Raw genomic sequence first — 26,549 nt, 5'->3', positions numbered from 1 at the left:
CGTGTTGAAGACTGGAAAATGAGGAACGCAAACTCCCCATCCGAGTTGATTCAAAGCATCAGGAGATCAGCGCTGAATCTGGAAGACATAGCCGGCCATCCGGCCTTGCACCGCTACGTTCAGGAACAGTCGCAGTCCCTGATCCGTATCTATGAGGAAAGCCCGCGGCTGGCTTCCATCTTTGCCACGCAGCAGCGCTGGCTACTGGGCCATGTCGGCCTTGCCATGCACTTCAGGCGCGACCCGAACGATCGCCGCAAGGAACTGACGGTATCGCGTTTCATCGAGGTCGTGCACAAGAACGCGGTGGCCAGCCGCAACACGGCGGACGCCTTCATCAAGGAGATGCTGCATTACAACATCGCCGAGTATGTGGCGGGCGGAGACGGCCGCACGCATCCCCTGCAGCCGACTGCGGCCACCATTGAGCGATTCACCGGCTGGGTGACAGCTCACCTGCGCACGCTCGACCACATCGATGGCGGCGACCGGCTGGCCAGATTCCTGGAGCGGCCCGAGATGCTTGCCACGCTGCAGCCCCTGGTGGCTGACGGCCTGCTTGCGTCGAAGCCGGTGCGCGAACCCAACCAGACCTTCTCCCTGTTCATCTGGCTCAACAATGGCGGCATCGTCATGGACTGGCTGATGTCGGGCATCGACCCCGACCACGCCGGCCTGGAGCGGATTCCAACCAGCGTGGTTTCGATCGGCGACTTCGCCAAATGGCTCAAGCTGTCGCGGACCCACCTCAGCCGCAAGCTGCGCACGGCGGAGGAACTCGGCAGCATTGGCTGGCTTGGTCAGCGCGGCCATTCGGTAATGTGGGTGTCGCACGGGTTCTACGAGGAATACATGACCGTCCAGGCCGCAAAGCTGGCCGTCGTCGACACCGCCTTCAAGGCCTGTTTTCCTCCATCGCAAGGCGACGGCTGAGCAGCGCCGTTGAGCGCCTATGCGGGGGATACACGAATCCCGCCATGCCCGGTAGCACTCCAATCGCCTCCATAAGCGGCGCAATGATCGGAGAGGAACCTGCATGAAAAAACGTTACGAAAAGCCGACGCTGGACAGGCGTCAGAAGCTGTCCAGCGTTACAGCCGCGTGTAGACCCTCCACCTGTGTCGATTGATGCTCGCGAGCTTGATCGACACTGACTGCGGGTGGCGTTCTCAATCGATGTCGAACGAGACGCCCTGGGCCAGTGGCAGCGCCTTGGAATAGTTCACCGTATTGGTGGCGCGGCGCATATAGGCCTTCCAGGCATCGGAGCCGCTCTCGCGGCCGCCGCCGGTTTCCTTTTCACCGCCAAAAGCGCCGCCGATCTCGGCCCCCGACGTGCCGATGTTGACGTTGGCGATGCCGCAATCCGAGCCGTCGACGCCGAGAAAACGCTCGGATTCCTGGAGGTCACGGGTGAAGATCGACGACGACAGGCCGGCGCCGACCGCATTGTGCTCGTCGAGCACGGCGTCGAAATCGGAATACTTCATCACGTAGAGGATCGGCGCGAAGGTCTCTTCCGTCACCGGCGCAACCTGCTTCGGCATTTCGACCAGCGCCGGATGCACATAATAGGCATCCGGATGGCCATTCTCGACCCGCGTCCCGCCGGTCACCTTGCCGCCATGGGCGGTGGCTTCGCTCAGGGCCTTCTGCATGGCGTCGAACGCGGCCTTGTCGATCAGCGGTCCGACCAGCGACGAGGTCTCCAGCGGATTGCCGACCGAGACGCTCTGATAGGCCTTCTTCAGCCGCGGCACCAGGGCGTCGTAGACGCTGTCATGGACGAACAGGCGGCGCAGCGTCGTGCAGCGCTGGCCGGCGGTGCCCATGGCGCCGAAGGCGATGGCGCGCAGCGCCATGTCGAGATCGGCCGTCGGGCACACGATGCCGGCATTGTTGCCGCCCAGTTCCAGCACCGCGCGTGCAAAACGCTTGGCCAGGCGCGGACCGACATCCCGGCCCATGCGGGTCGAGCCGGTGGCCGAAACCAGCGGCACCTTGGGATGGTCGACCAGGATTTCGCCGACCGCGCGGTCGCCGATCAGCACCGGTGCCAGGCCTTGCGGTGCGTCGGCGCCGAAGCGCTTGACGGCACGCTTGAAGATCGCCTCGCAGGCAAGCGCCGTCAGCGGCGTCTTCTCGGAAGGTTTCCATACCACGGCATCGCCGCAGACCAGCGCAAGCGCCGCGTTCCACGACCACACCGCTACCGGGAAGTTGAAAGCCGAGATGACACCGACGACGCCCAGCGGATGCCAGGTTTCCATCATACGGTGGCCGGGACGCTCGGTAGCAATGGTCAGACCGTACAATTGCCGGGACAGACCGACGGCGAAATCGCAGATGTCGATCATCTCCTGCACTTCGCCGAGCCCTTCGGAGGGGATCTTGCCGACCTCGATCGACACCAGCCGGCCAAGCTCGGCCTTGTGCGCACGCAGTTCCTCGCCCAGCAGCCGCACCAGTTCGCCGCGCTTGGGACCCGGCACCAGCCGCCAGGACTGGAATGCCTGGTGGGCGGCATCGATGGTCTTTGCCGCATCGGCCGGCGAGATCGTCTTTAGCGCCGCGATCTGCTCACCCGTCACCGGGCTGCGCACGATCAGGTCGCCGCCGTCAAGCGCCTCCTTGGCCACGCCCAGTTTCGCCAGAAGCTCGGCCGTTTCCTTCGCTATCGTCATTTTTGTTCCTTTCAGATCCCGCCGCTCGTATGGCTGGGGTCAACGCCTTGCGCCATGCCTTCCAGGCGCCGTCGCGGCTGGAAGGGGCTGTCATGGCGTGCCATTACCTGTTTCAGGGGAAAATCGCCACCCCGGCATGGTCCAAGCCCAAGCTGCACGATTGAGCCAGACGATCCTTGAGCCGACCGTGCAGAGGGCGCTCAGTTTGCCTTTTTCGCCGGCGCGCGCACGGCGCCATCCTTGATCAGACGGTCGATATGCATGCGGATATGGGCTGCTTCCGCCGCCGTGTTGGCGAGCGCAATGGCGCGGTCGAAGGCAATACGTGCCTCCTCGCCCCGGTCGAGTTGCATCAACAGCCCGCCCTTGAGGCCGAAGAAATGGAAATAGCCGGACAGTCTCTGCTCGAGCGGCTCGATCATCGCCAGCGCCGCTTCCGGTCCGCGCACCTTGGCGACCGCGACCGCGCGGTTGAGCGTGACCACCGGCGACGGCTGCATCTGTTCGAGCAGCCCGTAGAGCAGGTCGATCTCCACCCAGTCGGTGTCCTCGGCCTTCCCCGCCCGCGCATGGAGAGCCGCGATCGCCGCCTGCACCTGGTAAGGGCCGGGCTTGCGGTGGCGCAGCGCCTTGTCGACCAGCGCCAGCCCTTCGTCGATCATCTTGCGGCTCCACAGGCTCCGATCCTGGTCCTCGAGCAGCACGATCTCGCCATCGCCGTCGAAACGAGCCGGTGCGCGCGCGTGCTGCAGCAGAAGCAATGCCGTCAGCCCCATGATCTCGGGCTCGGTCTGGAACAGTCTGAGAAGCAGTCGCCCTAGCCGGATCGCTTCTTCGCACAGCGGCGCGCGGGCCGGCGCCTCGCCGCTGTTGGTCGAGTACCCCTCGTTGAAGATCAGGTAGACCATGGCGGCGACCGCAGCCAGTCGTTCGGAGCGCTCGACCGCGCCCGGGGTCTCGAACGGCACGCCGGCATCGGCGATGCGCGCCTTGGCGCGGGTGATGCGCTGTTCCATGGCGCTCTCGCCGACCAGGAAGGCACGCGCGATCTGCTTGACGGTGAGGCCGGAGACGATGCGCAGCGCGACCGCGATCTGCTGCGTTGCGGGCAAATCAGGATGACAGCAGATGAACAGCAGCCGCAATATGTCGTCGCGGTAATGCGCGCCGTCGAGCCGCTCGGCGATATCGCTCTCGGCGTCTTCCAGATCTGAGATCTGGTCTTCCTCCGGCATCGGCGCCTGCTTGGCGCGCTTGCGCACCGCGTCGATTCCGCTGTTGCGGCCGACAAAGATCAGCCAGGCCGCCGGATCGCGCGGCGGCCCATTCTGCGGCCAGTTCTTCAGCGCCCTGAGACATGCATCCTGGAAAGCTTCCTCCGCGGTATCGAGATCGCGGAAATAGCGCAGCAGCGCGCCCATCGCCTGCGGACGGGCGGCGCTGATGGCGGCGCTGATCCAGGCGAGTTCGGTCATGCGGGAACCCTGGCAGGATTGAAAATGGATACCGGCCTGATCTCATATGAGCCGCCACTCGGATTGACCTCGGAGAGCTCGCGGGCGAATTCGACGGCCTCGTCGAGATCGGCGCATTCGAGCGTGTAGAAGCCGAGGAACTGCTCCTTGGTCTCGGCGAACGGCCCGTCGATGACCACCGATTCGCCCTTGACCTTCCGCAGCGTCGTCGCCGCTGTCGTCGGCAAAAGCCGCGCCACCGGGCCGAGCCGGCCGGCTTGGGCATATTTTTCCTGAACGTTGAGGAGATTGGCCATGACTTCGTCGTCCTGCGCCTTGCTCCAGGAGCTGACGACATCTTCGGAGGCATAGCAGAGGATAGCGTAGAGCATCGGTGGTCCTTTTCTGTATCAAAGGACGAAACAGTAGGGCCCTTCCCGACACGACGTCGATAAAAAAATCAGTGCCCCACGGATTTGCCTACCGCCCGATTGATGCGGGTCGGCTTTCGTGCGTCTTCAGCCACCGCAGCACCAGCGTTTCCTCGTCATCGAGGCCTTCGACGGACCGCTTGCGTTTGTTGGCCTCCACCATTTCGGCAAGCAACCGCCCCTGCGACCAGGCCTCGAAGACCTGCGGATGGATATAGCATTTGCGGCAAACCGCGCGCGTGTTGCCCAGCCGTTCGGCCACCTTGTCGATGACGTTGTTCATCACCCGCTTTTGCTGTGTCTGGCTTTCAGGCAGTTCCGTTTGCGCAAACAACGACGCGGCGTGGATGGTGCCGCCCCATGTACGGAAATGCTTCGAACTGAACCCGTCGCCGACGGCGTCCCGGATGTAGCGGTTGACGTCGTCGGAGCGGACCGGGCGTCTGTTGCCGTCGTCGTCGAGATACTGGAACAGTTTCTGGCCCGGCAGGTCCTGCGCGCCCCGAACGATCCCGGCGATGCGGCGGTCGACCAGCTTCAGTTTCCATTCCTTGCCGGACTTGCCCTTGAACGCGAAGCGCAGGCTCGATCCCTTGATGTCGACATGGCGATCGCGCAACGTCGTCAGGCCGAAGCTCTTGTTGTCGCGTGCATAGGCGGTATTGCCGACGCGGATCATCGTGTTGTCGAGCAGCCAGACCACCGCAGCGACGACGCGTTCGAGCGGCAGGCCGTGGCGGCGCAGGTCGCTGTCGATCCTGCGCCGAAGGTCCGGCAGGCTTTCGGCGAAAGCGACGAGGCTCGAATATTTGGCGCCGTCGCGCTCCTCGGCCCATTGTGGATGATAGCGATACTGCTTGCGCCCCCGCTGATCCCTCCCGGTCGCCTGGATATGTCCATTCGGGTCGGGCGAAATCCAGACATCGGTCCAGGCAGGCGGAATGACGATCGCCGCGATGCGCGCCCTGGCGGTATCCGAGACGGCCTTCCCGTCCGGTCCCTTGTAAGCAAATCCCATGCCTGCCCTCAGCCGGCGGATACCGGGCTCGGCATCGCTGACATAGGTCAGCGCGGCGTGATCGGCCGCACTTGGCGCGCCGTTCCTAGGCACAGCCCCGCAGTCGGTTGAACGGCCGTGCGACAATACGGATTTTTGCAGCATGAAGGCTCCACGGAAGTATCCGTAGATAAGCTGCCGTTTGACCGCTGGTTCCACTGCCGCTCGAAAGCTGCGGCGATGCTGTCGGCCGATGATGGGAAAGTGCCTAGAGCGCGCCTTGCAGTGCCATCTCTGGAGCCGCTAGCCGGCGCCGTATCGCGAGCTTGAGCCTGTAGCGCAGGCAGCGCCAAGCCTCCGACCGCCGCTTTGGTGCGGCCGCCGCCACCGCCAGGAAGCGCGCTGCGTTGTCCAGGTCGCCACGCGCATAGTGGACGCGGGCAATCTTGAGGGCGACAAGGCCCTCCCGGGTCTTGAGCGCCGAGATCGGGATGCTGCAATCGGTGAGTGTGTGCAATTCCCGGCGCCATTGCAGGAAGCGCCGCGCTGGGTTGATCGCAAAGCGGTCGTCGGAACGGGCCGGCGAAACCTCATAGACCATGACGGGTTGCGGAATCATGGCCAGCGATGCCTTGCTCATCAGCCGCGCCCAGAACAGCGTGTCCTCGTCATAGGCGAGGCCCACCGGAAACCGGGTCTCGCCGATAAGGCGCCGGGATGCCAGCACGCTACCCACCGCGACCGAGCGTATATCGCCCTTCACATAGGCCGAAGCGTTTGCCAGGCACGCCGCCTGGTAGCCGCTCGGCACCTTGATCTGCCGATCCTGGCCGTTGACGCGTCTTCGGTAGGCGCCAACGATCAAGTCGGCTTTCGGCTGCTTGTCTGCTTGCCGCAGCAACGCGCGCAACCCACCCGGAAGATGCAGATCGTCGGCGTCGATCAGGTACACCCACGGATGGATCGCCTGAGCCAGGGCCACGTTGCGGGCACCACCGGCATCGCGGCAGGCGGCCGGCAGTACACGTAGCGGCAGCGACAGTTGGGCCGCCGCCTGGCGTGCCACATCAGCCATGTCGTCCGTTGATGCGTCGTCGACCACCAGGACCTCGCCGATGACCTCGGCCTCACCGGCGAGTGACCTCAGTGTCGTCGCGATGCTAGCCGCTGCGTTGTGAGCAGGAATGAGGACGCTGACCGCTTTCAATTACAAAACCCCGTACCCTGCGTTGCAGCGCAAACTATTGTCCCCTCAAGACGAAAGCAGATTAACGGCCACATCGATGTTTGAGAAGCCACGTTATCTACTCAGAATTGCGTGATGAGGCCTTTTGCGCGTAGGTGAGCCTGCCCTCAGGCTTTTTCGAATGCGACCGGAATGACGTCGACAGCCTGCTCGCCAACCTGCCCGCCAGTGGTCTTCAGCACGCCGACGATCGGCGCCACATCCGAATAGTCGCGCCCGTAGCCGACAGTGATATGGTCGTTGGAAGCCCGCATGCCGTTGGTCGGGTCGAACTCCTGCCAGCCGGCATCACGCCCGCACCAGACCTTGACCCAGGCATGCATGGCGTCAGCACCTTCCAGCCGGGGCTTGCCCTTGGGCGGAATGGTGCGCAGAAAGCCGCTGACATAGCCGGCCGGAATGCCGAGACCGCGCAGCCCGGCGATCATGATGTGGGAGAAATCCTGGCAGACCCCCCGCTTCAGCCGGAAGGCATCGCTGGCCAGGGTCCGCACCGTGGTCGCTTCGCCGTCATAGGTGAAATCATGGTGGATGCGCTTGCAGAGGCTCATCGCCGTGCCGGCGGTCGAGCCACCGATGCTGTCTTGCGCATAGGCGGTGATCGCCGCATCCATTCCGGCGTGCCCGCTTGCCACCAGGAAGTGATGCGGCGAAGCGGGCGCCAGTGACCGAACGGCCGCCAGTTCCTGCCTGAGCCGGCCGATATTGGGCGACACGTCGAGCCCGGGCTCGGGCCGCGACACCGACACGCGCGCGCTCATCCTTATGTCGAGCGCTTCATGCGCGTCGCGAAACGCGATCGAGGTGACGTTGTTGCCGAAAAAATCGGTGAAGTCGGATCGTTCATTGGGCGCCGGCTCGAAGGACAGCGAAGCGGCGATGACGCGCTGCACGCCGCCAATGGTCGGCGGCAGCACCCGCACCTGATGCCGGCCGCCGCCGGCAGCGGCGGCGTAGTCGTAATGGAGCAGAAGCCGGATATCGTACAGCATGGCCATTGCTTTCTAGCCGAAATAGGCTCTGGCGAGGCTGTTGTAGAGGCCGCCGATTTCGCTGGCGAGTTCGTTCAGCGCCTTCGTCGTCATATCAGCCGGCTCCTTGATGGCGATGGCCGTGTTGAGCTGCAGGATCTCCTTGGCCGCCGCCGACATGTGCCCCTCGCCGCCTGTCGCTGGCAACAGCCCTATCTCGGCCTTCAGCCTTTCCAGTTGGAACAGGATGGAGCGTGGATTGAGCGGATCAAGCGCCAGAAGATCGATCACCGTGCGCCGGCCGGCCTGCACCGGATATTGCCGGCGATGGGTCATGACGCTGTCGCCGATCTCCAGCATCATGTCCAGTGCGCCATCCGGCGCCTTGCTGCCGGTCAGTCGGGCCAGCGTGCCGGCGATCTGGATGCCGCGCTCGAGCCGCCGGCCGATCTCGAGGAAGCGCCAGCCGGCGAAACGGTACATGTTCTCATGCAAAAGACCTGAGAATCCGGCAAGCTTGCGCAGGATGACGGTCATGGCCCGCGTCGCGTCGTCGCCGGGCGCCACGGTGGTGGCGAACTGATGGATCGTCTTCGACAAATCCTTGAGCGCCAGCCAGCCATCCGGCGAGAAACGATCGCGGATCTGGCCCGCGCTGTAGACGGCGCTATCGAGCGTGCCGATCAATCCTAATGGGATCGCCGTTTCGACATCGATGCCAAACGGTTCGAGGTAGTCCCTGACATCGGCCAGCAGAGGCATGGCGGGATCGGATGTTTCGGCGAGCCGCACATGATAGGCGCGCAGGATGCGCACGGTGTCTTCCGAGCGTTCGATATAGCGGCCGAGCCAGGTCAGGTTTTCCGCCGCGCGGCTTGGCAGGCTGCCAGGCCGAGTACGGCTGAAACTGTCGCCCTCCTGCGGCAGCAGCGTCTCGCGCTCGACCGGTCTGTCGCTGACCACCCAGACATCAGCCGCCTGGCCGCCGCGCTGCATGGCGATCGCCGTCGGGTCGAGCGAGATGCCGACGCGGGCGAAACCGCCCGGCATCACCGTCCATCCCTCGGGCGTGCGCGCTAGATAGACGCGCAGGCTCGCCGGCCGGGGCTCCAGCCAGCCGCCGACATAGACAGGTGTCGTCGAAAGCGTCACCGCTTCCTGGCCGACGAAGGCCTCGCCATCGCGTTCGATGCGCGCCACCAGCTCCGCCCGTTCCCCTGCAGACAGCGCCGAGCCGAGCTTTGTCTGTCCGTCATCTTCGAAGGCAAGTCTTGTCGACAGCGCTGGGCCGATCACCATGCGGTCGATATTGGCGAGCACATGAGCGCGCTCCGTCGCCTGCCCGCACCACCATGTCGCCACACTGGGCAAAAGCAGCTCTTCGCCCCACAATTCGCGCGCGATCTTGGGCAGGAAGGCAAGCAGCGCACGCGTCTCCATCAGGCCCGAGCCAAGCGCATTGACGGCGGACACCGTGCCTTGCCGGATCGCTTCGACCAGCCCCGGCGTGCCGATCTGCGAGTCCGGGCGCAGTTCGAGTGGATCGGCGAAGGCGGCGTCGAGCCGCCGCCACAGCACGCTGATCGGCATCAGCCCCGACACGGTGCGCACCATCAGCCTACCGCCGGAAACGGTCAGATCCTCGCCTTCGAGCAGCATGATGCCGAGATAGCGGGCGATATAGGCATGTTCATAGTAGGTTTCGTTGAGCGGTCCCGGCGTCAGGATGGCGACGCGGCCGTCGCTCTCCTTTGCCATGCCGATCAGCGCATCGCGGAAGCGACGGAAGAAGCCGGCGAGCCTGTGCACATGCATCTCGCCATAGATGTCGGACAAAGCGCGCGTGGTGGCGACCCGGTTCTCCAGCGCGAAGCCAGCGCCCGAAGGCGCCTGGGTGCGGTCGCCCAGCACCCACCAGCGGCCGTCCGGGCCGCGGCCGAGCTCGAAGGCGCAGAAATGCAGGAAATGCCCGCCGGCCGGTCTGGTGCCAACCACCGGTCGCAAATATTCCGGGCTCGCCGCGATCAGCCCTGCCGGCAGGATGCCTTTTTCGACCAGCCGGTTCTGCCCATGGATATCGGCGACAATTTCCTCGAACAGGTCGGCGCGCTGCACCAGGCCGGCACTGATCGCCTGCCACTCGCTGTCCTCGATGAGCACGGGAATATGCGCCAGCGGCCATTCGCGCTCGTTGGCGCCCGCCTTGTCATAGACGCGGTAGTAGACGCCGGCATCGCGCAGATACTGGTCGGCGCGGGCGAAGCGCTGGCCGAGCTTTTCGGCCCCGAGTTCGTCCAGCGCTTCGACAAAATGCTTCCAGACCGGGCGGGGATTGCCCGACGTGTCGACCATCTCGTCGACGACGCCGTCGATCGGCTGGTAGTGCTCCAGCAGGCTACGGGCCTGCGGCTTGCCGCGCACCCTCTTGTGATTCCCCTTTGCCATATCAGATCACAGTCTTGGTGGACGCCTGAGGTCAAGGGTCATCGGGAAATCTTCCGCCGGCTGTTCTTCGTGCAACACATAGCCGGACGGCGTATGGCCGCGCGGTTCGAAGCGGGCGAGCCGCCGTGCCTCCGCCTCGTTGCCGTTGACCGGAAAAGTATCGTAGCTGCGCCCGCCGGGATGCGCGACATGATAGACGCAGCCGCCGACCGCCCTGCCGGACCAGCGGTCATAGATATCGAACACCAGCGGCGTGTTGACCGGCAACGCGGGATGCAGCCCCGAGGCCGGCTGCCAGGCCTTGAAGCGCACGCCCGCCACCGCGACCTCCCGGTTGTCGGTGACCTTCATCGGCACGATGCGGCCGTTGCAAACGATCGCGTGGCGCTCCGGATTGAGGCCTTCGGTCTTGACCTGCAGTCGCTCGACCGAGGAATCGACGAAGCGCACCGTGCCTCCGATCGCGCCCTGCTCGCCCATCACATGCCACGGCTCCAGCGCCTGCCTGAGCTCCAGCTTGACACCGGCGTGCTGAACCTCGCCGCAGAAGGGAAAACGGAACTCGAGCTGGGCGTCGAACCATTCGGGCCGAAACTCGAAACCGTTGAGCTTGAGGTCGTCGAGCACGTCAAGAAAGTCCGCCCAGACGTAGTGCGGCAGCATGAATCGGTCATGCAATGAGGTGCCCCAGCGCACGAAACGGCCGTCGAGCGGATTCTTCCACGCGCGTGCGATGATGGCACGCACCAGCAATTGCTGCGCCAGCGACATGCGCGCATTGGGTGGCATCTCGAATCCACGGAATTCGACAAGGCCAAGCCGGCCAGTTGGCCCATCCGGGGAAAACAGCTTGTCGATGCAGATTTCCGAGCGGTGCGTATTGCCGGTGACATCGGTCAACAGATTGCGGAACAGGCGGTCAACCAGCCATGGCAGGGGTGGATTGCCCTGGTCGGGATGCGGCACCTGCGCCATCGCGATCTCGAGCTCGTAGAGCGAGTCGTGGCGCGCCTCGTCGAAGCGCGGCGCCTGGCTGGTCGGGCCGATGAACAGACCAGAGAACAGATAGGAGAGCGAGGGGCGCCGCTGCCATTGCAGCACCAAGCTTTTCAAAAGATCGGGCCGGCGCAGGAACGGGCTGTCATTGGGCGTGGCGCCACCGACCACGACATGGTTGCCGCCGCCGGTGCCGGTGTGGCGGCCGTCGATCATGAACTTGTCGGCGCCAAGCCGTGTCTGCCGCGCTTCGTCATAGATCGCCGTCGTCGTCGCCACGCAATCCGGCCAGTTCGAGGCGGGATGGATATTGACCTCGATGACGCCAGGATCGGGTGCCACGCGGATGACATTGAGGCGCGGATCATGCGGCGGGCCATAGCCCTCTATATGCACGGGAAGGCCAATCGCCTTTGCCGCGTTCTCGGCAGCCGCGACGAGTTCGAGATAGTCTTCCAGCGCCTCGACCGGCGGCATGAACACACAAAGCCGGCCGTCACGCGGTTCGACCGAAAGGGCGGTGCGCACCGCGCCGCCGATCTCGGTGATCTCCTGCTCGACCCGCTCCTGCTGGCCGGTCGCCGCCGTGAAAGAAGCCGTCTGCTGGCGGCGGGCCATTTCGTCGGCACCTTCCAGTTCGGCCGGAGCGGCCGCAGGCAAGATCGCTTCCCGCGTGGGCAGCGGATCACGCGGCAGCGACGGATCGACAGGCACGATGTAGGGGAATTGCGCCGGCGGCACGTAGGGCAGCGTGCCCAAAGGCAGACGATAGCCGACCGGGGAATCGCCTGGCACCAGGAACAACCGGCCGCGCCGCGTCTTCCATTTTTCCGAGCGCCAGCGCGGATCGGACGCCTGGCTGTTCCAGCGCTGCACCGGCAGCACATAGCCGGACGGCTTGGTCAGTCCGCGTTCGAAGACACGCACCATGCGGCTGCGTTCCTCCGGGTCTTCGAGCTTCGAATTGGACGGGTCGACATTGTCGGGCAGCTTGCCTTCCTTGAGCAGCCATTCGGCTGGGTCCTCATAGGCTGCGCTGACCATGGACGTGTCGATGCCGAGCTCGCCGGCGATCGCCGTCAGCAGGCTTTCGGCCTGTCTCGGTCCGATATCGGCCGAGCTTTTCTCCCGCGCGATGAGCGACGGGTCGCTCCACACCGGCTGGCCGTCAGCGCGCCAGTAGAGCGAGAACGTCCAGCGCGGCAGGCTTTCGCCGGGATACCATTTGCCCTGGCCGTAATGGAGGAAACCACCCGGCGCGAAGCGTTCCCGCAGTTTTCTGATCAGCGCATCGGCCTTTTCGCGCTTGGTCGGTCCGACGGCGGCCGTGTTCCATTCGGCGGATTCGAAATCGTCGATCGAGACGAAGGTCGGCTCGCCTCCCATGGTCAGCCGCACATCGCCGGCCTCGAGCGCGGCATCTACCCTGTTGCCGAGCGCATCGAGTGCCTGCCAGCTTTCATCCGAGAACGGCTTGGTGATGCGCGGATGCTCGGCAATGCGGTCGACCCGCATGTCGAAGCCGAACTCGACATTGGCGAAGCTCGCCATCCCTGAAATCGGGGCCGCATTGCGGAAATGCGGCGTAGCTGCCAACGGAACATGGCTCTCGCCAGTGAGCAGGCCAGAGGTCGGGTCGAAGCCGATCCAGCCGGCGCCGGGAAGATAGACCTCGCACCAGGCATGCAGGTCGGTGAAGTCGACGGCAGTTCCCGCAGGGCCGTCAAGCGAAACCAGATCGGGCTTCAACTGAATCAGATAGCCCGAGACGAAGCGCGCGGCGATGCCGAGATTGCGCAGGATCTGCACCAAGAGCCAGCTCGAATCGCGGCAGGAGCCCTTGGCCGCCGCCAGCGTTTCCTCCGGCGAGAAGACGCCGGTCTCCATGCGCACGATATAAGCGATCTCGCGCTGCAGCCGGGCATTGAGGTCGACGAGGAAATTGACCGTATTGGGCGCGCTGCGGTCGACGGTTTCCAGGAAAGCCGAGAGAAGCGGTCCCGCCGGTTCCGGTGTCCGGTAGATGGCAAGATCATCCCTGATTTCCTCGGGATAGTCGAACGGGAACGCCTCGGCCGACGGCTCGACGAAGAAGTCGAACGGATTGTAGACGGTCATGTCGGCGACGAGGTCGACCTCGATCTTCAGCTCCGTCACCGGCTCGGGGAAGACGAAACGGGCGAGGAAGTTGCCGTAGGGGTCCTGCTGCAGATTGACGAAGTGGTTCGCCGGCTCGACCTTGAGCGAATGGCTCAACACCTTGGTCCGGGAATGCGGTGCAGGCTGTAGCCTGATCACCTGGGGGCCGAGAACCACCGGCCGGTCGTATTTATAGTGGGTCAGGTGGTAGACGGCTGCCAGAATTGCCATGGGACCCCGGATCGGCGTTTAACTGGCCGAACCCTGACACATCTGGCCGCCATTCTCCAAGCGGATGTTGCGGTGCACCTAAATTAAAGAACCGATTGCCGGCTTAAGGTCGCTCAGAAGAACGCCTGTATCCCCGTCTGCGCCCTTCCCAGGATCAGTGCATGCACGTCATGCGTGCCTTCATAGGTGTTGACCGTTTCCAGGTTCTGCGCATGGCGCATGACGTGGTAGCCGATCTGGATGCCGTTGCCGCCATGCATGTCGCGGGCCTGGCGAGCGATATCGAGTGCCTTGCCGCAATTGTTGCGCTTGACGATCGAGATCATCTCCGGAGCCATCTTGCCCTCGTCGAGCAGGCGCCCGACGCGCAAGGATGCCTGCAGCCCAAGCGCGATTTCGGTTTGCATATCGGCGAGCTTCTTCTGGTAGAGCTGCGTGCCGGCCAGCGGCTTGCCGAACTGCTTGCGGTCGAGGCCATACTGGCGAGCGCGATGCCAGCAATCTTCCGCCGCGCCCATCGAGCCCCAGGAGATGCCGAAGCGGGCCCGGTTGAGGCAACCGAACGGTCCGCCAAGGCCCTTGGCGTTGGGCAGCAGTGCATCCTCGCCGACCTCTACGCCTTCCATCACCACTTCACCGGTGATCGAGGCCCGCAGCGACAACTTGCCGCCGATCTTCGGCGCCGACAGACCCTTCATGCCCTTTTCCAGCACGAAACCGCGGATCTCATCCTTGCCGTTCTCGCCCTTCACCTTCGCCCAGACGACGAACACGTCGGCGACCGGCGCGTTGGAAATCCACATCTTGGAGCCGGTCAGCTTGTGGCCGCTGGCGGTCTTTTCCGCGCGGGTCTTCATGCCGCCGGGGTCGGAGCCGGCATCCGGCTCGGTCAGCCCGAAGCAGCCGATCCATTCGCCACTGGCGAGCTTCGGCAGGTACTTCTTGCGCTGTTCATCCGAGCCATAGGCGTAGATCGGATACATCACCAGCGACGACTGCACCGACATCATCGAGCGATAGCCGGAATCGACACGTTCGACCTCCCGCGCCACCAGCCCGTAGGTGACATAGTTGGCGCCAAGGCCACCGAACTCCTCCGGGATATTGATGCCTAGCAGGCCGGCATCGCCCATCTCGCGGAAGATCGCCGTGTCGAAAGTCTCGTTGAGATAGGCTTCCTCGATGCGCGGCGCGAGCTTGTCGGCGGCAAAGGCCGCCGCGCCGTCGCGCACCATGCGTTCGTCTTCCGAAAGCTGGTCCTCGATCAGGAACGGGTCTTCCCAGACGAATGCATTCTTGTCGGCGGTCATGGCTTGATCCTCAGAAGGGTGAAGCCCGGCTTATCGGCCCCTGATCTCAAAAAATCAAACGAAATTGCTTCACGGATCAATGAGCGTTAGGAATGGATCATGAGCGTCCAGCGCCGCCTTTTGCCCAATATCAGTGCCCTTGCAGCCTTCGAGGCGGTAGCCCGGCTCGGCTCCTTCACGGCAGCCGCGCAGGAGCTTGACCTGACCCAAGGCGCAGTCAGTCGACAGATCAGGCTTCTGGAAGATCAGTTCGGCCGCCGGCTGTTCGAACGCGACAGCCGCAACGTGCGCCTGTCGACGGCGGGCGAAATCTACGCCGAGGCGGTACGCTCGGCGCTTGGCCAACTGCGCGATGCAGCGCTGGGATTGATGAGCAATCGACATAGCGGCATCCTGAACCTGGCCATTTTGCCGACCTTCGGCACGCGTTGGCTGATGCCGATGATCCCCGATTTCGTCGAAAGCAATCCCGACATCACCATCAACTTCGTCACCCGCGTCGGCCGCTTCGACTTCGCCAGGGAGAGGCTGGATGCGGCCATCCACTACGGCTTGCCGGACTGGCCGGAAGCCGACTCGACGCTGCTGGTGCGCGAAACGGTGGCGCCGGTGGCGTCGCCCGACTTCCTCGCCGGCCGCGCCATCGCCACGCCGGCCGACATCGGTCGTTTGCCATTGCTGCACATGACGACCCGCCCTGGCGCGTGGACGGAATGGTTCGAACATCAGGGGCTGAACGCACCGACTGGACCCGGCATGCAGTTCGAGCAGTTCGCCACCGCCGCCCAGGCCTGCATGGCGGGGCTCGGCGTGGCGCTATTGCCGCAGATCCTCATCGCGAGCGAATTGCAGCGCGGCCAGCTTGTGCCAGCGCCAGGCCAGCCGATGCAAAGCCGCAGCGCCTATTACCTCGTCGTTCCCCACGACAAGCGCGGCCATCCACCGGTTGCCAGTTTTCGAGACTGGCTGCTGGGCCAACTCGAGAAGGAGCCGGCTGTTCTGGCCTGGTAGCTATTTCCGCTTCAGCGCGTCCGCCAGCGCCGCGCCGAACGCTCCTTGCTGTGCTGGCCGTTCCGGCTGGCGCTGCGGCGCCGGCGAGCGTGGCGCCGGCCTGCCGCCGCCATTGTCGCGCGGCCCGCCCTTCGATGCGCCGCCCTCGCCGCCATCCTTGCGCATGGAGAGCGCGATGCGCTTGCGCTTGATGTCGACGTCGACGACTCGCACCTTGACCACGTCGCCGGCCTTGACCACCTCATGCGCGTCCTTGATGAAACGGTCGGCGAGTTGCGAGACATGCACCAGCCCGTCCTGGTGCACGCCGATGTCGACGAACGCGCCAAACGCCGCGACGTTGGTGACTGTACCTTCCAGCAGCATGCCGGGCTTCAAATCCTTGATGTCGTCGACACCATCGGCGAAGGTCGCCGTCTTGAAGCCGGGGCGCGGGTCGCGGCCGGGCTTTTCCAACTCGGCGAGAATATCGCGCACCGTCGGCAGGCCAAAACGCTCGTCGACAAATACGCGTGGGTCGAGCGCCTTGAGCGCCGCGCTATCGCCCATCAGCGAACGGACATCGCGGCCGCAGGCGGCAACAATCTTCTTGGCCACGCCATAGGCTTCCGGATGCACCGACGAGGCATCGAGCGGCTCCCTGCCATTGGCAATGCGCAGGAAGCCGGCGGACTGTTCGAACGCGCGCGGCCCAAGCCGTGCCACCTTCAGCAGGTCCTTGCGGCTGGCGAACGGCCCGGTCGCATCGCGATGCGCGACGATGGCTTCGGCGAGCGACGCGCCAAGGCCGGACACCCGCGCCAGCAGCGGCGCTGAAGCCGTGTTGAGATCGACGCCGACCGCATTGACCGCATCCTCCACGACCGCTTCCAGCGAACGTCCAAGCCGGTACTGGTCGACATCGTGCTGATACTGGCCGACACCGATCGACTTCGGCTCGATCTTGACCAGTTCGGCCAGCGGATCCTGCAGGCGCCGCGCGATCGACACCGCGCCGCGCAGCGAGACGTCGAGACCGGGAAATTCGGCCGCCGCCGCAGCCGAGGCCGAATAGACCGAGGCACCCGCCTCGCTGACGATCACCTTGAGCGGCTTCGGACCTGCCCCCGCGGGCATGTCCGACAGCATGTCCGCCACCAGCTTCTCCGTCTCGCGGCTGCCGGTGCCGTTGCCGATCGAGATCAGCTCGACCTTATGCTGGCGGACCAGCGCGGCAAGCTCGGCCTGCGTGCCACGCACATCATTCCTCGGCGGGAACGGATAGACCGTCGTCGTCGCCACCAGCTTGCCGGTGCCGTCGACCACCGCAACCTTGACGCCGGTGCGGATGCCGGGATCGAGCCCCATCGTCGGACGCGAACCGGCGGGTGCGGCCAGCAGCAAATCCTTGAGGTTGCGGGCAAAGACATGGATCGCCTCCTCCTCGGCCCGCTCGCGCAGGTCGCGCATCAGGTCGAGCGTCAGGTGCAGCGACAGTTTTATCCGCCAGGTCCAGCCGGCGACCTCCATCAGCCAGCGGTCACCCGGCAGGCTGCCGCCGATGGCATAGGCATTGGCGATCATCCGCTCGACCGGCTTCACCGGCGAGGTGTCATCCGCGTCGACCTCGATGTCGAGCGACAGCACTTCCTCGTTGCGGCCGCGCAGCATGGCCAGCGCGCGATGGCTTGGCGCGGTGGACCAGCGCTCGACGTGGTCGAAATAGTCCGAGAATTTCGCGCCGGCCTCCTGCTTGCCGTCGACCACCCTGGCGCGCAGGAAGGCGCGCTCCTTCATGTAGCTGCGCAGCTTGCCGACCAGATCGGCATTTTCGGCGAACTGTTCCGACAGGATGTCGCGCGCGCCCTCGAGCGCCGCCTTGGCGTCGGCTACCTCTTCGGTGACATAGGCGAGCGCGACTTCCGCGGGCACCAGCGAGCGGTCGTTGAGAATCGCTTCGGCCAACGGCCCCAAGCCGCGCTCCCTGGCGATCTCGGCCTTGGTGCGGCGCTTCGGCTTGTAGGGCAGGTAGATGTCTTCGAGCTCCGCCTTGGTGGCCACCGCCGCGATCTTCGCTTCGAGGTCTGGCGTCAGCTTGCCCTGCTCGCGGATCGAGCCCAGGATGGTGTCGCGGCGGGCGTCGAGCTCGCGCAGATAGGCGAGCCGTTCGGCAAGGTCGCGCAATTGCGTGTCGTCCAGCCCGCCGGTCACTTCCTTGCGGTAGCGCGCCACGAACGGCACGGTCGCACCTTCATCCAGCAGTCCGATCGCCGCGGCTGCCTGTTCGGGCCGCGCCTTGATTTCGGCCGCGATGATGGCTGCGATGCGCTGGATGTCGGATGCCATGTCATTCCTGCTCTTTTCGAAAAGAGCAGCGACCATAGGCGCAGACATCAGGTCCGCCAACCACCGCGCCTCGATCAGGCCGTCGGGTCCACAGGAAAGCGCGCGCAGAAATAGTGACCTGGAAGACTCAGACCATCCGGCTCAGCGCCTCGAAAAACGCGACGATCTCGATATCCAGCGGATCGTCGACCGGCTCCGGCTGCGACGACATCTTGGCGATCACCACTTCGGACCTGGGATCGACGTAGAGCCACTGGCCGTGGATGCCGATGCCGCAATAGGCGCCATTTTCGAAGCCGGTCTGATACCATTTGTTGCGGTAACGGCCTTTCGGGAACAGCGGCAGCATGGCACCGCGCTGCCAGGCTTCCGAGCTGCCACCGGTGCTGGTGGTGTCGCGCACCCAGGTCTCGGGCACGATGCGGCGGCCATTGGCCGTGCCGCCCTGCCGCATCATCTCGCCGATGCGCGCCAGGTCACGCGGCGTCACCGAAATGCCGCCGGCGGTGCGTGCGGTGCCTTCCATATCGACGCCGATCGAGGCTTCGCTGGTTGCACCAAGCGGCAACCAAAGCTTCTCACGCATCAGATCAGGGAAGCGCTGGCCCGACGCCCGCTCCAGCAGCAGGCCGAGCAGGTCGGAATTGGGCGAGCGATAGCGGAAGGTCTGGCCATGCGGCTCGGCAAGCCGCTGCAGGGTCAGGATGAATTCGCGCAGGCTTTCGGTGCCGCCGCCGGGATTCCACAGCGTCGCGCGGCGATAGCGGGCGAAGGCGCTTTCCGGATCGAGATAGGCCTCCTCGAAATCGAGGCTGACGCTCATGTCGAGCACATGCCGTGCGCTCGCATCGCCATAGGCTGACCCGACAGCTTCCGGGATGTATTGCGTCACCGGCGCTTCAGGGTCGAACACCCCCTCGCCTTCCAGTATGCCGGCGATGATCGCGGTCACCGACTTGCTGATCGAAAAGATGATGTGGCGCGCGCCGAACTCCATATGCGGCGCGAACCAGTCGCCGATGATCTTGCCGCCCTTCATCACCGTCAGTGCATCCGTGCTTGAGCGCAGGAGGAATTCAGCCACAGTCTCCGGTGCGCTCGCGACCGTGACCTTTTCGCCGAGCAAGCCGCCCAAGTCCCGCGCAGGAGTTTCGACGACGCCCGGCGCTGCTGCCACGCGCGCGGTCGGCACCAGTTCGCCGAGGTTCTGGAACGACCACCGGTTGAACGGATTTTCGCGCCAGTTGGCGAGCAGCACCTCGTTGCGGCGGAATCCGTATCGGGTCTCGAACGCGGTCTTGCCGTTCATGGCGTTTCCTTCCAGTCCATTGTTCTTGAAGCTCAGCGAAGCGCCACGGCTATGGCGTGCACGGCTTTCAGCGTTGCCACGGAGTAGGCCATGTTGCTGAAATCCGGGTAGGTCGACAGCTTCACCACCACCATTCCTGTGTCCCAGTCGATGTGGATCAACTGTCCGAACACGCCACGGCACATCAGTGCCCGCGAGCTGGAATTCTCGATCCAGAACTGGTTGCGATAGCTAGCATCGGGCAGGCTGGCGGAGAAATCCGGACCATGCTTGCCAGTGCGCGTCGCCTCGATCCAGTCGGCCGGCACGATGCCGCCGCCATTGTCGAGGATAAGCTGGCCAAAGCGGGCGTAGTCGCGCAGCGTCGCGTTGAAACCGCCGTCGGCCACCGCATAGCCGGCGCTGTCGACGGTGAAGCAGGCGCTTTCGTCCGCGCCGAGCTTTTGCCAGAGTTCCTCGGAAACCAGCTGCGCCAGCCGTTTGCCGGTCACCCGTTCCATGATGAAGGCGAGCACGTCCGTCTCGATCGAGCGGTATTCGAACTGGGCACCGTGCGGCCGCACCGTCTCCTTCAAGCCCAGGATCAGCTCGAACATGTGCGAGGGCCACCGGAAATCCGGATCGCTGCCCGGTGGCACCGGCTTCCAGCCGGTGGCGACATCGACCTGGCCGATATCGGAATAGCGGTCGGTATATTCCTCGGAGAACCGCACGCCGGTGGTCATATCAAGCACATGCTGGACGCTGGCCCCGGCCCAGCCGGTGGCGCCAAGCTCCGGCAAATAATCAGTGACTGGCCTGGCCGGATCGATCAGGCCGCGCCCGGCCAGTATGCCGAACACCGAGCCGGTGACCGACTTGGCCATCGACTGCGACAGATGCAGCGTGCGCTCGTCCATGCCGTTGAAATAGCGCTCATAGGCTATCCTGCCGTGCTTGAGCACCAGGAAGCCGTCCGTATAGGTCTCGTCGAGCAGACCAGCGAGCGTCGAAGGCCTGCCCTCGCTGTCCTCGACCGCCAGCCCGTCGAGATCGACCTCGGCGCGTTCGAGACGGTGGCGGTGACCAGTGCCGCGCCAGACTTCGGCGGTCGGCAGAATTTCCCTGATGTGCTGGAAAGCCCAGCGATTCCAGGGCGGCCTGTCCCAGTCCAGCTTTGGCGGCACCATGGCGGGCGGCGAACCCTGCATGATCGGCGGCCGCGGATCGCTGTTGCGATAGGAGTCCATGAAGGCCATTCCCGGAAAAGAAAAGACCCGGCGGCATGTGCCGCCGGGTCCCTTGTGCTGTGACTACTTCTGCAGTTCGGTCCAGATCTTGGTGTAGATGTCCTGGATTTCCGGTGCGCACATTTTCTGGAATTCGCCCTGTGGCTTGGCGGCAGCCGGAATGACGACTTCCGGCGCGTCCTTCATGTCCGCCGGCATGTACTTGTCCGAGCCGGTAATGGCGTTGGCGTAACGGTGGAAGGCCGAGAGGCCCGCCGCGTTTTCCGGGTCCATGATGAAGTTCTGGAAGAGCTTGGCATTCTCGACATTCTTGGCTTCCTTGAGAACGACGACGTTGTCGCTCCAGAGGCCATAGCCTTCCTTCGGATAATTGTAGTGGATGGCCGGATTGGCCAGGCGTTGACGCAGAGCCGAACCGTTCCAGTCGCTGGTTGCCTTGAAGTCGCCGGCGCCCATCTTTTCGATGGTGTTGTACTCCATCGCGATCCAGTTCGGCTTGGCCGCGACAAGCGTATCGCGCACCTTCTTCAGCACCGCCTTGTCGTCGGTGCATTGCTGGCCGCCGACATATTTGATCGCCGCGAAGATGACGTCATTCATTTCGGGAACGACGTTGACCTTGCCCTTGAGCTCGTCCGGCGTGTTGAAGATGATGCCCCAGCTGTCGGCCGGTCCCTTGTAGACGTCGGTGTTGACGACGACACCGACGGTGCCCAACGCCCACGGAACAGTGTATTTGCGGCCCGGGTCGAAGTCGGGATTGGCCCATTCGGGCGCAACGTTCTTGAAGTTCTCCATCTTGCCCGGGTCGGTCTCCTGGACGAGACCTTCCTTGATCCAGATCGGCACGTAGGTCTGCGAAGGCACCGCTATGTCGAAACCGGTGCCGCCCTGGCGAACCTTGGCCAGCGCGGTGTCGTTGGAATCGTAGTCGGTAATGGTCACCTTGACGTTGTATTTGGCCTCGAACTTCTTGATCACGTCGGGGCTGGTATAGTTCCCCCAATTGTAGATGTTCAGTTCGCCATCGGCGCGGGCGATGCCCGTCGTTGCGAGCAACGCCAACCCCATGGCGGTCGCTGTTGTCTTCCAGTTCATGGTTTTAACTCCCATTTCAGGTTCAGTCTCGTTTCCTGCTGACGAAGAAAAACAACGTGACGATCGCGACCGAAAGCAGCAGGAAGGCGGTCGATATCGCGTTGATCTCGGGTGTTATGCCGCGGCGGATCTGGCCGAGCATGTAGGTGGGCAGCGTGTCCTGGCCGCCCGATTTGACGAATTCGGTGATGACCACGTCATCGAGCGAGATGACGAAGGCCAGCATCAGCCCGGCCAGGATACCGGGCCACAAAAGCGGCAGCGTGATGCGGCGGAAGGTTTTCCACGGCGTCGCGTAAAGATCGGCCGCGGCGCGTTCCAGCGTCAGGTCCATATTCTCCAGCCGCGCCCGGATCGGCAGATAGGCAAACGGAATGCAGAACGCCGTATGCGCAGCGACCAGGTAGCCGATGCCGGAATAGCCGGTGAATATCTTGATGCGCGAGAAGAAGATCAGCAGCGCCACGCCGGTGACGATCTCGGGCACCATCAGCGGCTGGTTGATCGCCGCGTATTTGAAGGTGAGACCGGGATAGGATGCCGTGCGCGTGGTGGCGAGGGCGGCCATTGTGGCGAAGATGGTCGACAGCACCGCCGCGATGGCGCCGATCTGGAACGAACGCAGCGTCGCGTCGATGACCTGCGTGTTCTGGTATGCCGACTGGAACCATTTCAGCGAAAAGCCGCCCCATTCCGAGGTCGAGCTTGCCGCATTGAAGGCGTAGATCACCAGCACGAAGATCGGCAGATAGAGCACGATGAAACAGGTTGCCGCGATCGCGGTGAAGCCCGGCTGGTGCTTGATGGAGAAGTTGCTAGCCATGCCGCACCCCCGACTTACCGGCGTTGCGCACATAGGCAAGCAGCGCCACCATGACGATAATCATCACCGTGATCGACAGCGCCGAGCCCAGCGGCCAGTTGCGGCCTTGTCCGAACTGCAATTCGATCAGGTTGGACAGCATCATGTTCTTGCCGCCGCCAAGCACGCTCGGCGTCACATAGGCGCCCAGTGCCGGAATGAAGACCAGGATCGAGCCGGCAATGACGCCGGGTTTGACCAGCGGAAAGATGATCTTCCGCAGCACCTTGAAGCGTGTCGCGTAGAGATCATAGCCCGCCTCGACCAACCGGAAATCGAGCTTCTCCATGCTGGCATAGATCGGCAGCACCATCAGCGGCAGGTAGACATAGGCCATGCCGATCAGGATCGCCGTGTCGGTGTAGAGGATCTGGACCGGCGCAGAGACGATGCCGAGCTTGAGCAGGATCGTGTTGACGATGCCTTCGTTGCGGATGATCTGCAGCACGGCGAAGGTGCGGATCAACAGGTTGGTCCAGAACGGGATGGTGATCAGGAACAGCCAGAGATCCCTGGTCTTTTCGCTGCGCGTCGCCATGAAATAGGCGGTCGGGAAGCCGAGCGCCAAGGTGGCGAGCGTCGTCACCACCGCAAGCTTGATCGAGCGCCAGAAGATGGTGACATGCGCCGCGGCGAGCGACAGCGTGTCGTCGAAGATATCGCGTTCCAGGAATACCGACGTCCAGGCATTGCCCGAGAATTGCCATTTCACGTCGCCATAGGCGCCAGGGGTCAGGAACGAATAGACCAGCACGATCAGCAGCGGGCCGGTCGCGGCAAACAGAATGACCAGCAGCGCCGGCGCTGACAAAAGCCAGCGGTCACGGACATCGCGCCGTTCCGCTGCCTTGGCGACTTCTTCCGCGGTCGCCATCAGTCCCTCAGCACTTGCGCGGCATCGTTGCCGATCATGATGCCGACCTTGTCGCCGCGCTCGAAACCGCAGCCTGCGCTGCGCGTGTTCTGCTGGCGCACGGTGAAAGCCTCGCCACTGTCGAGATGGACATGGATATGCGTGTCCGTGCCGAAATAGACGATGTTCTCGACCGTGCCGGACAGATCGCCCTTGTCCTTGGTCAGCTTGGCATGCTCGGGCCTCACCACCACGGTGGCGTTGTCCTTCGGCTGGAAGCCTTCGGCAACGGTGGCCTCGATGGTGGTACCGGATTTGAGCGTCGCTCGCGCCTTGCCGCTGCCGGCGCCTGAAATGGCAGCGGTGAGGAAATTGGTTTCGCCGATGAAGTCGGCCACGAAGCGTTCCGCCGGCTTGTCGTAGATGTCCCAGGGCGAGCCGACCTGCAGGATCTTGCCCGACGACATCACCGCGATGCGGTCCGACATCGTCAGCGCCTCTTCCTGGTCATGGGTGACGAAGATGAAGGTGATGCCGGTCTCGTGCTGCAGCCGCTTCAACTCGATCTGCATCTCCTTGCGCAACTTGTAGTCGAGCGCCGAGAGCGGTTCGTCGAGCAACAGCACTTTCGGCTGCGGCGCCAGCGCCCGGGCCAGCGCCACGCGCTGCTGCTGGCCGCCGGAAATCTGGCCGGTACGGCGACCCGCCAGCGCTTCCATCTTGACGAGCTTCAGCATCTCGGCGACACGCGCCTTGATCTCGGCCTTCGGCTTGCCCAGCATTTCCAGGCCAAAGCCGATATTGTCGGCGACCGTCATGTGCGGGAACAGCGCGTAGGATTGGAAGACGGTGTTGACTGGCCGCTTGAAGGGCGGCAATGGCGCGATGTCCTGGCCGTAGAGCAGGATCCCACCGGCGGTTGGAAAGTCGAAGCCGGCGATCAGCCGCAGCAAAGTGGTCTTGCCGCAGCCGGACGGTCCCAGCAGCGTGAAGAACTCGTTTTCGCGGATGGATACCGAGACCTTGTCGAGGGCAGCGACCTGCCCTTCACCCGATCCGAAAATTTTGCTGACGTCTACTACTTCAATCGCATTCCGATCCGGTTTGTCCGGCACGATTACGCCTCACTGTTGATCCCGCTCTTGCTGGCGGAGCTGTTCCCCTGTTGGATGTGACCACACGCCCGGTAGGTTGGCAAGCCCGGCATTGAATCACAGTTCAGTCAGTCATTAGACCGCAAGCATCATGCCACTATCAGGCCTGATAGGTGACCTTGCCGCCGCAGATCGTCGTCACCGGCCGCAGCTTGTGCAGATCGGCCGGTGCCGTCTTCTCGATATCGGCCGACAGCACCACCAGATCCGCCATATAGCCTGATTTCAGCATGCCCTTGCGGTGCTCGGCGAATTCGGCATAGGCGCCCTCGACCGTGTAGGAAGCGATCGATTCATGCAGCGAGAAGCTCTGGTCGGGATCGCTTTCTGCCCATGGCTTGCGCAGCACTGCCGCTTGGATGCCCAGGATCGGGTCGATCGGCGACACCGGCCAGTCCGAGGCGAACACGACATGCGCGCCGGCGTTCTTCAAGGTCCGCCAGGCATAGCTCAGCGGCCAGCGGGCCGGGCCGATGCGCGACACGGTCGGCTCCAACGGGAAATCCATGGCGCCGGGCGGATGCGGCGGCTGCATCGAGGCGATGACGCCGAGCTCGGCAAAGCGCGGCACGTCCGATGTGGTGGTAACCTCGATGTGTTCGACACGATGCCGGCTGTCACGCCTGCCATTGGCTTTTTGCGCCGCCTCGTAGCCGTCGAGCACGGCACGCACCGCGCCGTCGCCGATCGAGTGCACCGCGATCTGCAGCCCGCGCCTGTCGATGGCGACAGCCAGATCGATGAACTGCTGCGGCGTGAACAATGGCTCGCCGACCCAATCCGGACGGTCGGCATAAGGCTCGACCATCACCGCCGTCCAGGAATCGAGCACCCCGTCATAGAACACCTTGACCATGCCCGATGACAGCCACTCGCTGTCGTATCGCTCTGCCATGACGGACGCCTTGTCGAGCATGTCGAGCGTCATGAAATTCTTGTAGTGGAAGGGGATCTGCACCCGGCAGGGCAGCCCTTCCTCGGCCTCGATCTCGGCCAAGAGTTCGAGCTGGTAGAGATTGCCGTCCATGTTCTGAATCGAGGTGATGCCGTGGCGCGCGCACCAGGCGAGGCCACGCCGCATGATGTCGCGGTCGGCAGCCCGTTCGGCGGAGGACGGCATCGGATCGGGCTCGCCGCCTGTCGCCAGCCCCAACCGCACGCGGCCTTCGCCGGCAAGGTCGAGCACCGGGCCGAAGGCCTCGCCCTCGCGCAGTTCGCCCGCTGCCAGGCCATCCTCACCCATGACGATCTCGTTGCCCGGACCAAGCGTGCGTCCATTGAGGATGCCGGCCAGTTCAAGCGCCCTGGTGTTGGCCCACATCGTGTGGTGGTCGGGCGCGGCCATGACGAAAGGCCGGTCCGGCAGGATCGCGTCGAGGTGGTGGCGTGTCACCCGCTCGTCGTCGAGCACGGTGTAGTCGGCGCTCTGCCCGACCAGCATCCGCGCGTCGGGGTGTGTCGCTGCATAGCCGCGGATCGCCTTCTGCAGCGCCTCGAACCCACGCACGCCGGCCAGTTGCAGATGGGCAAGCTCGGCGGCGCCCGAGAACAGATGCATGTGGGCTTCGATGAAGCCGGGCAGGACCGATCCGCCGAGCGCATCGATGACCTTGGTAGCCGATCCCTTGAACTCTTCGATGGAGGTGCTGCTGCCAATGGCGATGATGGCGCCGTCCTTGACGGCAACGGCTTCGGCGGCGGGATTGTCACCGTCCATGGTCAGCACGCGACCGTTGATGACAATCAGATCCGCACTATGACCCGCACCCGTGACCGACATCGCGACTCCGCGCTTTTGACGACT

Annotated in this window: 19 protein-coding genes; 2 read left to right on the top strand and 17 right to left on the bottom strand. The window is 64.1% G+C overall.

What is annotated here, in order from left to right:
* Nucleotides 1-18 precede the first annotated feature (18 nt).
* On the top strand, nucleotides 19-933 hold the full coding sequence (locus C7I87_RS04125; RefSeq protein WP_149903003.1) for a hypothetical protein: 915 nt from the start codon (nucleotides 19-21) through the stop codon (nucleotides 931-933).
* 236 nt (nucleotides 934-1,169) lie between these two features.
* Here C7I87_RS04125 and C7I87_RS04120 read toward each other — a convergent pair whose 3' ends face one another.
* The 9 genes from C7I87_RS04120 to C7I87_RS04080 form a co-directional block, all read right to left on the bottom strand.
* A complete protein-coding gene (locus C7I87_RS04120) occupies nucleotides 1,170-2,684 on the bottom strand; it encodes an L-piperidine-6-carboxylate dehydrogenase (protein ID WP_140755852.1) in 1,515 nt (504 codons plus the stop codon).
* Between the two features lie 200 nt (nucleotides 2,685-2,884).
* Nucleotides 2,885-4,159, bottom strand: coding sequence for an RNA polymerase sigma factor (locus C7I87_RS04115; RefSeq protein ID WP_149903002.1), 1,275 nt, complete (start codon nucleotides 4,157-4,159; stop codon nucleotides 2,885-2,887).
* Nucleotides 4,156-4,530, bottom strand: a complete 375-nt coding sequence (locus C7I87_RS04110) for a YciI family protein (protein ID WP_149903001.1) — start codon at nucleotides 4,528-4,530, stop codon at nucleotides 4,156-4,158. Before C7I87_RS04110 ends, C7I87_RS04115 begins: the two co-directional genes overlap by 4 nt.
* A gap of 88 nt (nucleotides 4,531-4,618) precedes the next feature.
* Nucleotides 4,619-5,731, bottom strand: coding sequence for a DNA topoisomerase IB (locus tag C7I87_RS04105; RefSeq protein ID WP_149903000.1), 1,113 nt, complete (start codon nucleotides 5,729-5,731; stop codon nucleotides 4,619-4,621).
* A 103-nt stretch (nucleotides 5,732-5,834) separates the two neighbouring features.
* Complete coding sequence (locus tag C7I87_RS04100; protein WP_149902999.1) at nucleotides 5,835-6,773, bottom strand: glycosyltransferase family 2 protein; 939 nt, start codon at nucleotides 6,771-6,773, stop codon at nucleotides 5,835-5,837.
* A gap of 146 nt (nucleotides 6,774-6,919) precedes the next feature.
* Complete coding sequence (locus tag C7I87_RS04095) at nucleotides 6,920-7,804, bottom strand: transglutaminase family protein (protein WP_149903165.1); 885 nt, start codon at nucleotides 7,802-7,804, stop codon at nucleotides 6,920-6,922.
* Between the two features lie 12 nt (nucleotides 7,805-7,816).
* Nucleotides 7,817-10,228: a circularly permuted type 2 ATP-grasp protein gene (locus C7I87_RS04090; RefSeq protein WP_149902998.1), complete on the bottom strand. Its 2,412-nt coding sequence runs from the start codon at nucleotides 10,226-10,228 to the stop codon at nucleotides 7,817-7,819.
* Between the two features lie 6 nt (nucleotides 10,229-10,234).
* Nucleotides 10,235-13,594 carry a transglutaminase family protein gene (locus C7I87_RS04085; protein ID WP_149902997.1) on the bottom strand — a complete coding sequence of 1,120 codons (3,360 nt, stop codon included), beginning with the start codon at nucleotides 13,592-13,594 and terminating at the stop codon, nucleotides 10,235-10,237.
* A 113-nt stretch (nucleotides 13,595-13,707) separates the two neighbouring features.
* Nucleotides 13,708-14,904, bottom strand: a complete 1,197-nt coding sequence (locus tag C7I87_RS04080) for an acyl-CoA dehydrogenase (protein ID WP_149902996.1) — start codon at nucleotides 14,902-14,904, stop codon at nucleotides 13,708-13,710.
* Nucleotides 14,905-15,003: 99 nt separating this feature from the next.
* Here C7I87_RS04080 and C7I87_RS04075 point away from each other — a divergent pair, with 99 nt between their 5' ends.
* Nucleotides 15,004-15,915, top strand: coding sequence for a LysR family transcriptional regulator (locus C7I87_RS04075; protein ID WP_149902995.1), 912 nt, complete (start codon nucleotides 15,004-15,006; stop codon nucleotides 15,913-15,915).
* On the opposite strand, the gene C7I87_RS04070 is transcribed toward C7I87_RS04075, so the two are convergent.
* The 8 genes from C7I87_RS04070 to C7I87_RS04035 all read right to left on the bottom strand — a co-directional run bounded on the left by C7I87_RS04070 (nucleotide 15,916) and on the right by C7I87_RS04035 (nucleotide 26,525).
* A complete protein-coding gene (locus C7I87_RS04070; RefSeq protein ID WP_149902994.1) occupies nucleotides 15,916-18,240 on the bottom strand; it encodes a Tex family protein in 2,325 nt (774 codons plus the stop codon).
* Nucleotides 18,241-18,367: 127 nt separating this feature from the next.
* The gene (locus C7I87_RS04065) at nucleotides 18,368-19,549 is read right to left on the bottom strand and encodes a serine hydrolase domain-containing protein (RefSeq protein ID WP_149902993.1); all 1,182 of its coding nucleotides are present in this window, start codon (nucleotides 19,547-19,549) and stop codon (nucleotides 18,368-18,370) included.
* A 32-nt stretch (nucleotides 19,550-19,581) separates the two neighbouring features.
* Nucleotides 19,582-20,778: a serine hydrolase domain-containing protein gene (locus tag C7I87_RS04060; RefSeq protein ID WP_149902992.1), complete on the bottom strand. Its 1,197-nt coding sequence runs from the start codon at nucleotides 20,776-20,778 to the stop codon at nucleotides 19,582-19,584.
* Between the two features lie 63 nt (nucleotides 20,779-20,841).
* Nucleotides 20,842-21,876, bottom strand: a complete 1,035-nt coding sequence (locus C7I87_RS04055; RefSeq protein ID WP_149902991.1) for an ABC transporter substrate-binding protein — start codon at nucleotides 21,874-21,876, stop codon at nucleotides 20,842-20,844.
* A gap of 22 nt (nucleotides 21,877-21,898) precedes the next feature.
* On the bottom strand, nucleotides 21,899-22,699 hold the full coding sequence (locus tag C7I87_RS04050; RefSeq protein WP_149902990.1) for an ABC transporter permease: 801 nt from the start codon (nucleotides 22,697-22,699) through the stop codon (nucleotides 21,899-21,901).
* Nucleotides 22,692-23,612: an ABC transporter permease gene (locus C7I87_RS04045; protein ID WP_149902989.1), complete on the bottom strand. Its 921-nt coding sequence runs from the start codon at nucleotides 23,610-23,612 to the stop codon at nucleotides 22,692-22,694. The genes C7I87_RS04050 and C7I87_RS04045 overlap by 8 nt, the downstream gene beginning before the upstream one ends.
* Nucleotides 23,612-24,706 carry an ABC transporter ATP-binding protein gene (locus C7I87_RS04040; protein WP_149902988.1) on the bottom strand — a complete coding sequence of 365 codons (1,095 nt, stop codon included), beginning with the start codon at nucleotides 24,704-24,706 and terminating at the stop codon, nucleotides 23,612-23,614. Before C7I87_RS04040 ends, C7I87_RS04045 begins: the two co-directional genes overlap by 1 nt.
* Nucleotides 24,707-24,845: 139 nt before the next feature.
* The gene (locus C7I87_RS04035) at nucleotides 24,846-26,525 is read right to left on the bottom strand and encodes an amidohydrolase (protein WP_149902987.1); all 1,680 of its coding nucleotides are present in this window, start codon (nucleotides 26,523-26,525) and stop codon (nucleotides 24,846-24,848) included.
* Between the last annotated feature and the right edge of the window lie 24 nt (nucleotides 26,526-26,549).

The organism is Mesorhizobium sp. SARCC-RB16n (assembly GCF_008520305.1).
Classification (GTDB): Bacteria; Pseudomonadota; Alphaproteobacteria; order Rhizobiales; family Rhizobiaceae; genus Mesorhizobium.
This window is presented reverse-complemented; position numbering and strand designations above follow the sequence as displayed.

Excerpts from the sequence above, each read along its gene's own strand:
- C7I87_RS04125 (WP_149903003.1), top strand. The coding sequence starts at position 19 with ATGAGGAACGCAAACTCCCCATCCGAGTTGATTCAAAGCATCAGGAGA.
- C7I87_RS04120 (WP_140755852.1), bottom strand. The coding sequence starts at position 2,684 with ATGACGATAGCGAAGGAAACGGCCGAGCTTCTGGCGAAACTGGGCGTG.
- C7I87_RS04115 (WP_149903002.1), bottom strand. The coding sequence starts at position 4,159 with ATGACCGAACTCGCCTGGATCAGCGCCGCCATCAGCGCCGCCCGTCCG.
- C7I87_RS04110 (WP_149903001.1), bottom strand. The coding sequence starts at position 4,530 with ATGCTCTACGCTATCCTCTGCTATGCCTCCGAAGATGTCGTCAGCTCC.
- C7I87_RS04105 (WP_149903000.1), bottom strand. The coding sequence starts at position 5,731 with ATGCTGCAAAAATCCGTATTGTCGCACGGCCGTTCAACCGACTGCGGG.
- C7I87_RS04095 (WP_149903165.1), bottom strand. The coding sequence starts at position 7,804 with ATGCTGTACGATATCCGGCTTCTGCTCCATTACGACTACGCCGCCGCT.
- C7I87_RS04090 (WP_149902998.1), bottom strand. The coding sequence starts at position 10,228 with ATGGCAAAGGGGAATCACAAGAGGGTGCGCGGCAAGCCGCAGGCCCGT.
- C7I87_RS04085 (WP_149902997.1), bottom strand. The coding sequence starts at position 13,594 with ATGGCAATTCTGGCAGCCGTCTACCACCTGACCCACTATAAATACGAC.
- C7I87_RS04080 (WP_149902996.1), bottom strand. The coding sequence starts at position 14,904 with ATGACCGCCGACAAGAATGCATTCGTCTGGGAAGACCCGTTCCTGATC.
- C7I87_RS04075 (WP_149902995.1), top strand. The coding sequence starts at position 15,004 with ATGAGCGTCCAGCGCCGCCTTTTGCCCAATATCAGTGCCCTTGCAGCC.
- C7I87_RS04070 (WP_149902994.1), bottom strand. The coding sequence starts at position 18,240 with ATGGCATCCGACATCCAGCGCATCGCAGCCATCATCGCGGCCGAAATC.
- C7I87_RS04065 (WP_149902993.1), bottom strand. The coding sequence starts at position 19,549 with ATGAACGGCAAGACCGCGTTCGAGACCCGATACGGATTCCGCCGCAAC.
- C7I87_RS04060 (WP_149902992.1), bottom strand. The coding sequence starts at position 20,778 with ATGGACTCCTATCGCAACAGCGATCCGCGGCCGCCGATCATGCAGGGT.
- C7I87_RS04055 (WP_149902991.1), bottom strand. The coding sequence starts at position 21,876 with ATGAACTGGAAGACAACAGCGACCGCCATGGGGTTGGCGTTGCTCGCA.
- C7I87_RS04050 (WP_149902990.1), bottom strand. The coding sequence starts at position 22,699 with ATGGCTAGCAACTTCTCCATCAAGCACCAGCCGGGCTTCACCGCGATC.
- C7I87_RS04045 (WP_149902989.1), bottom strand. The coding sequence starts at position 23,612 with ATGGCGACCGCGGAAGAAGTCGCCAAGGCAGCGGAACGGCGCGATGTC.
- C7I87_RS04035 (WP_149902987.1), bottom strand. The coding sequence starts at position 26,525 with ATGTCGGTCACGGGTGCGGGTCATAGTGCGGATCTGATTGTCATCAAC.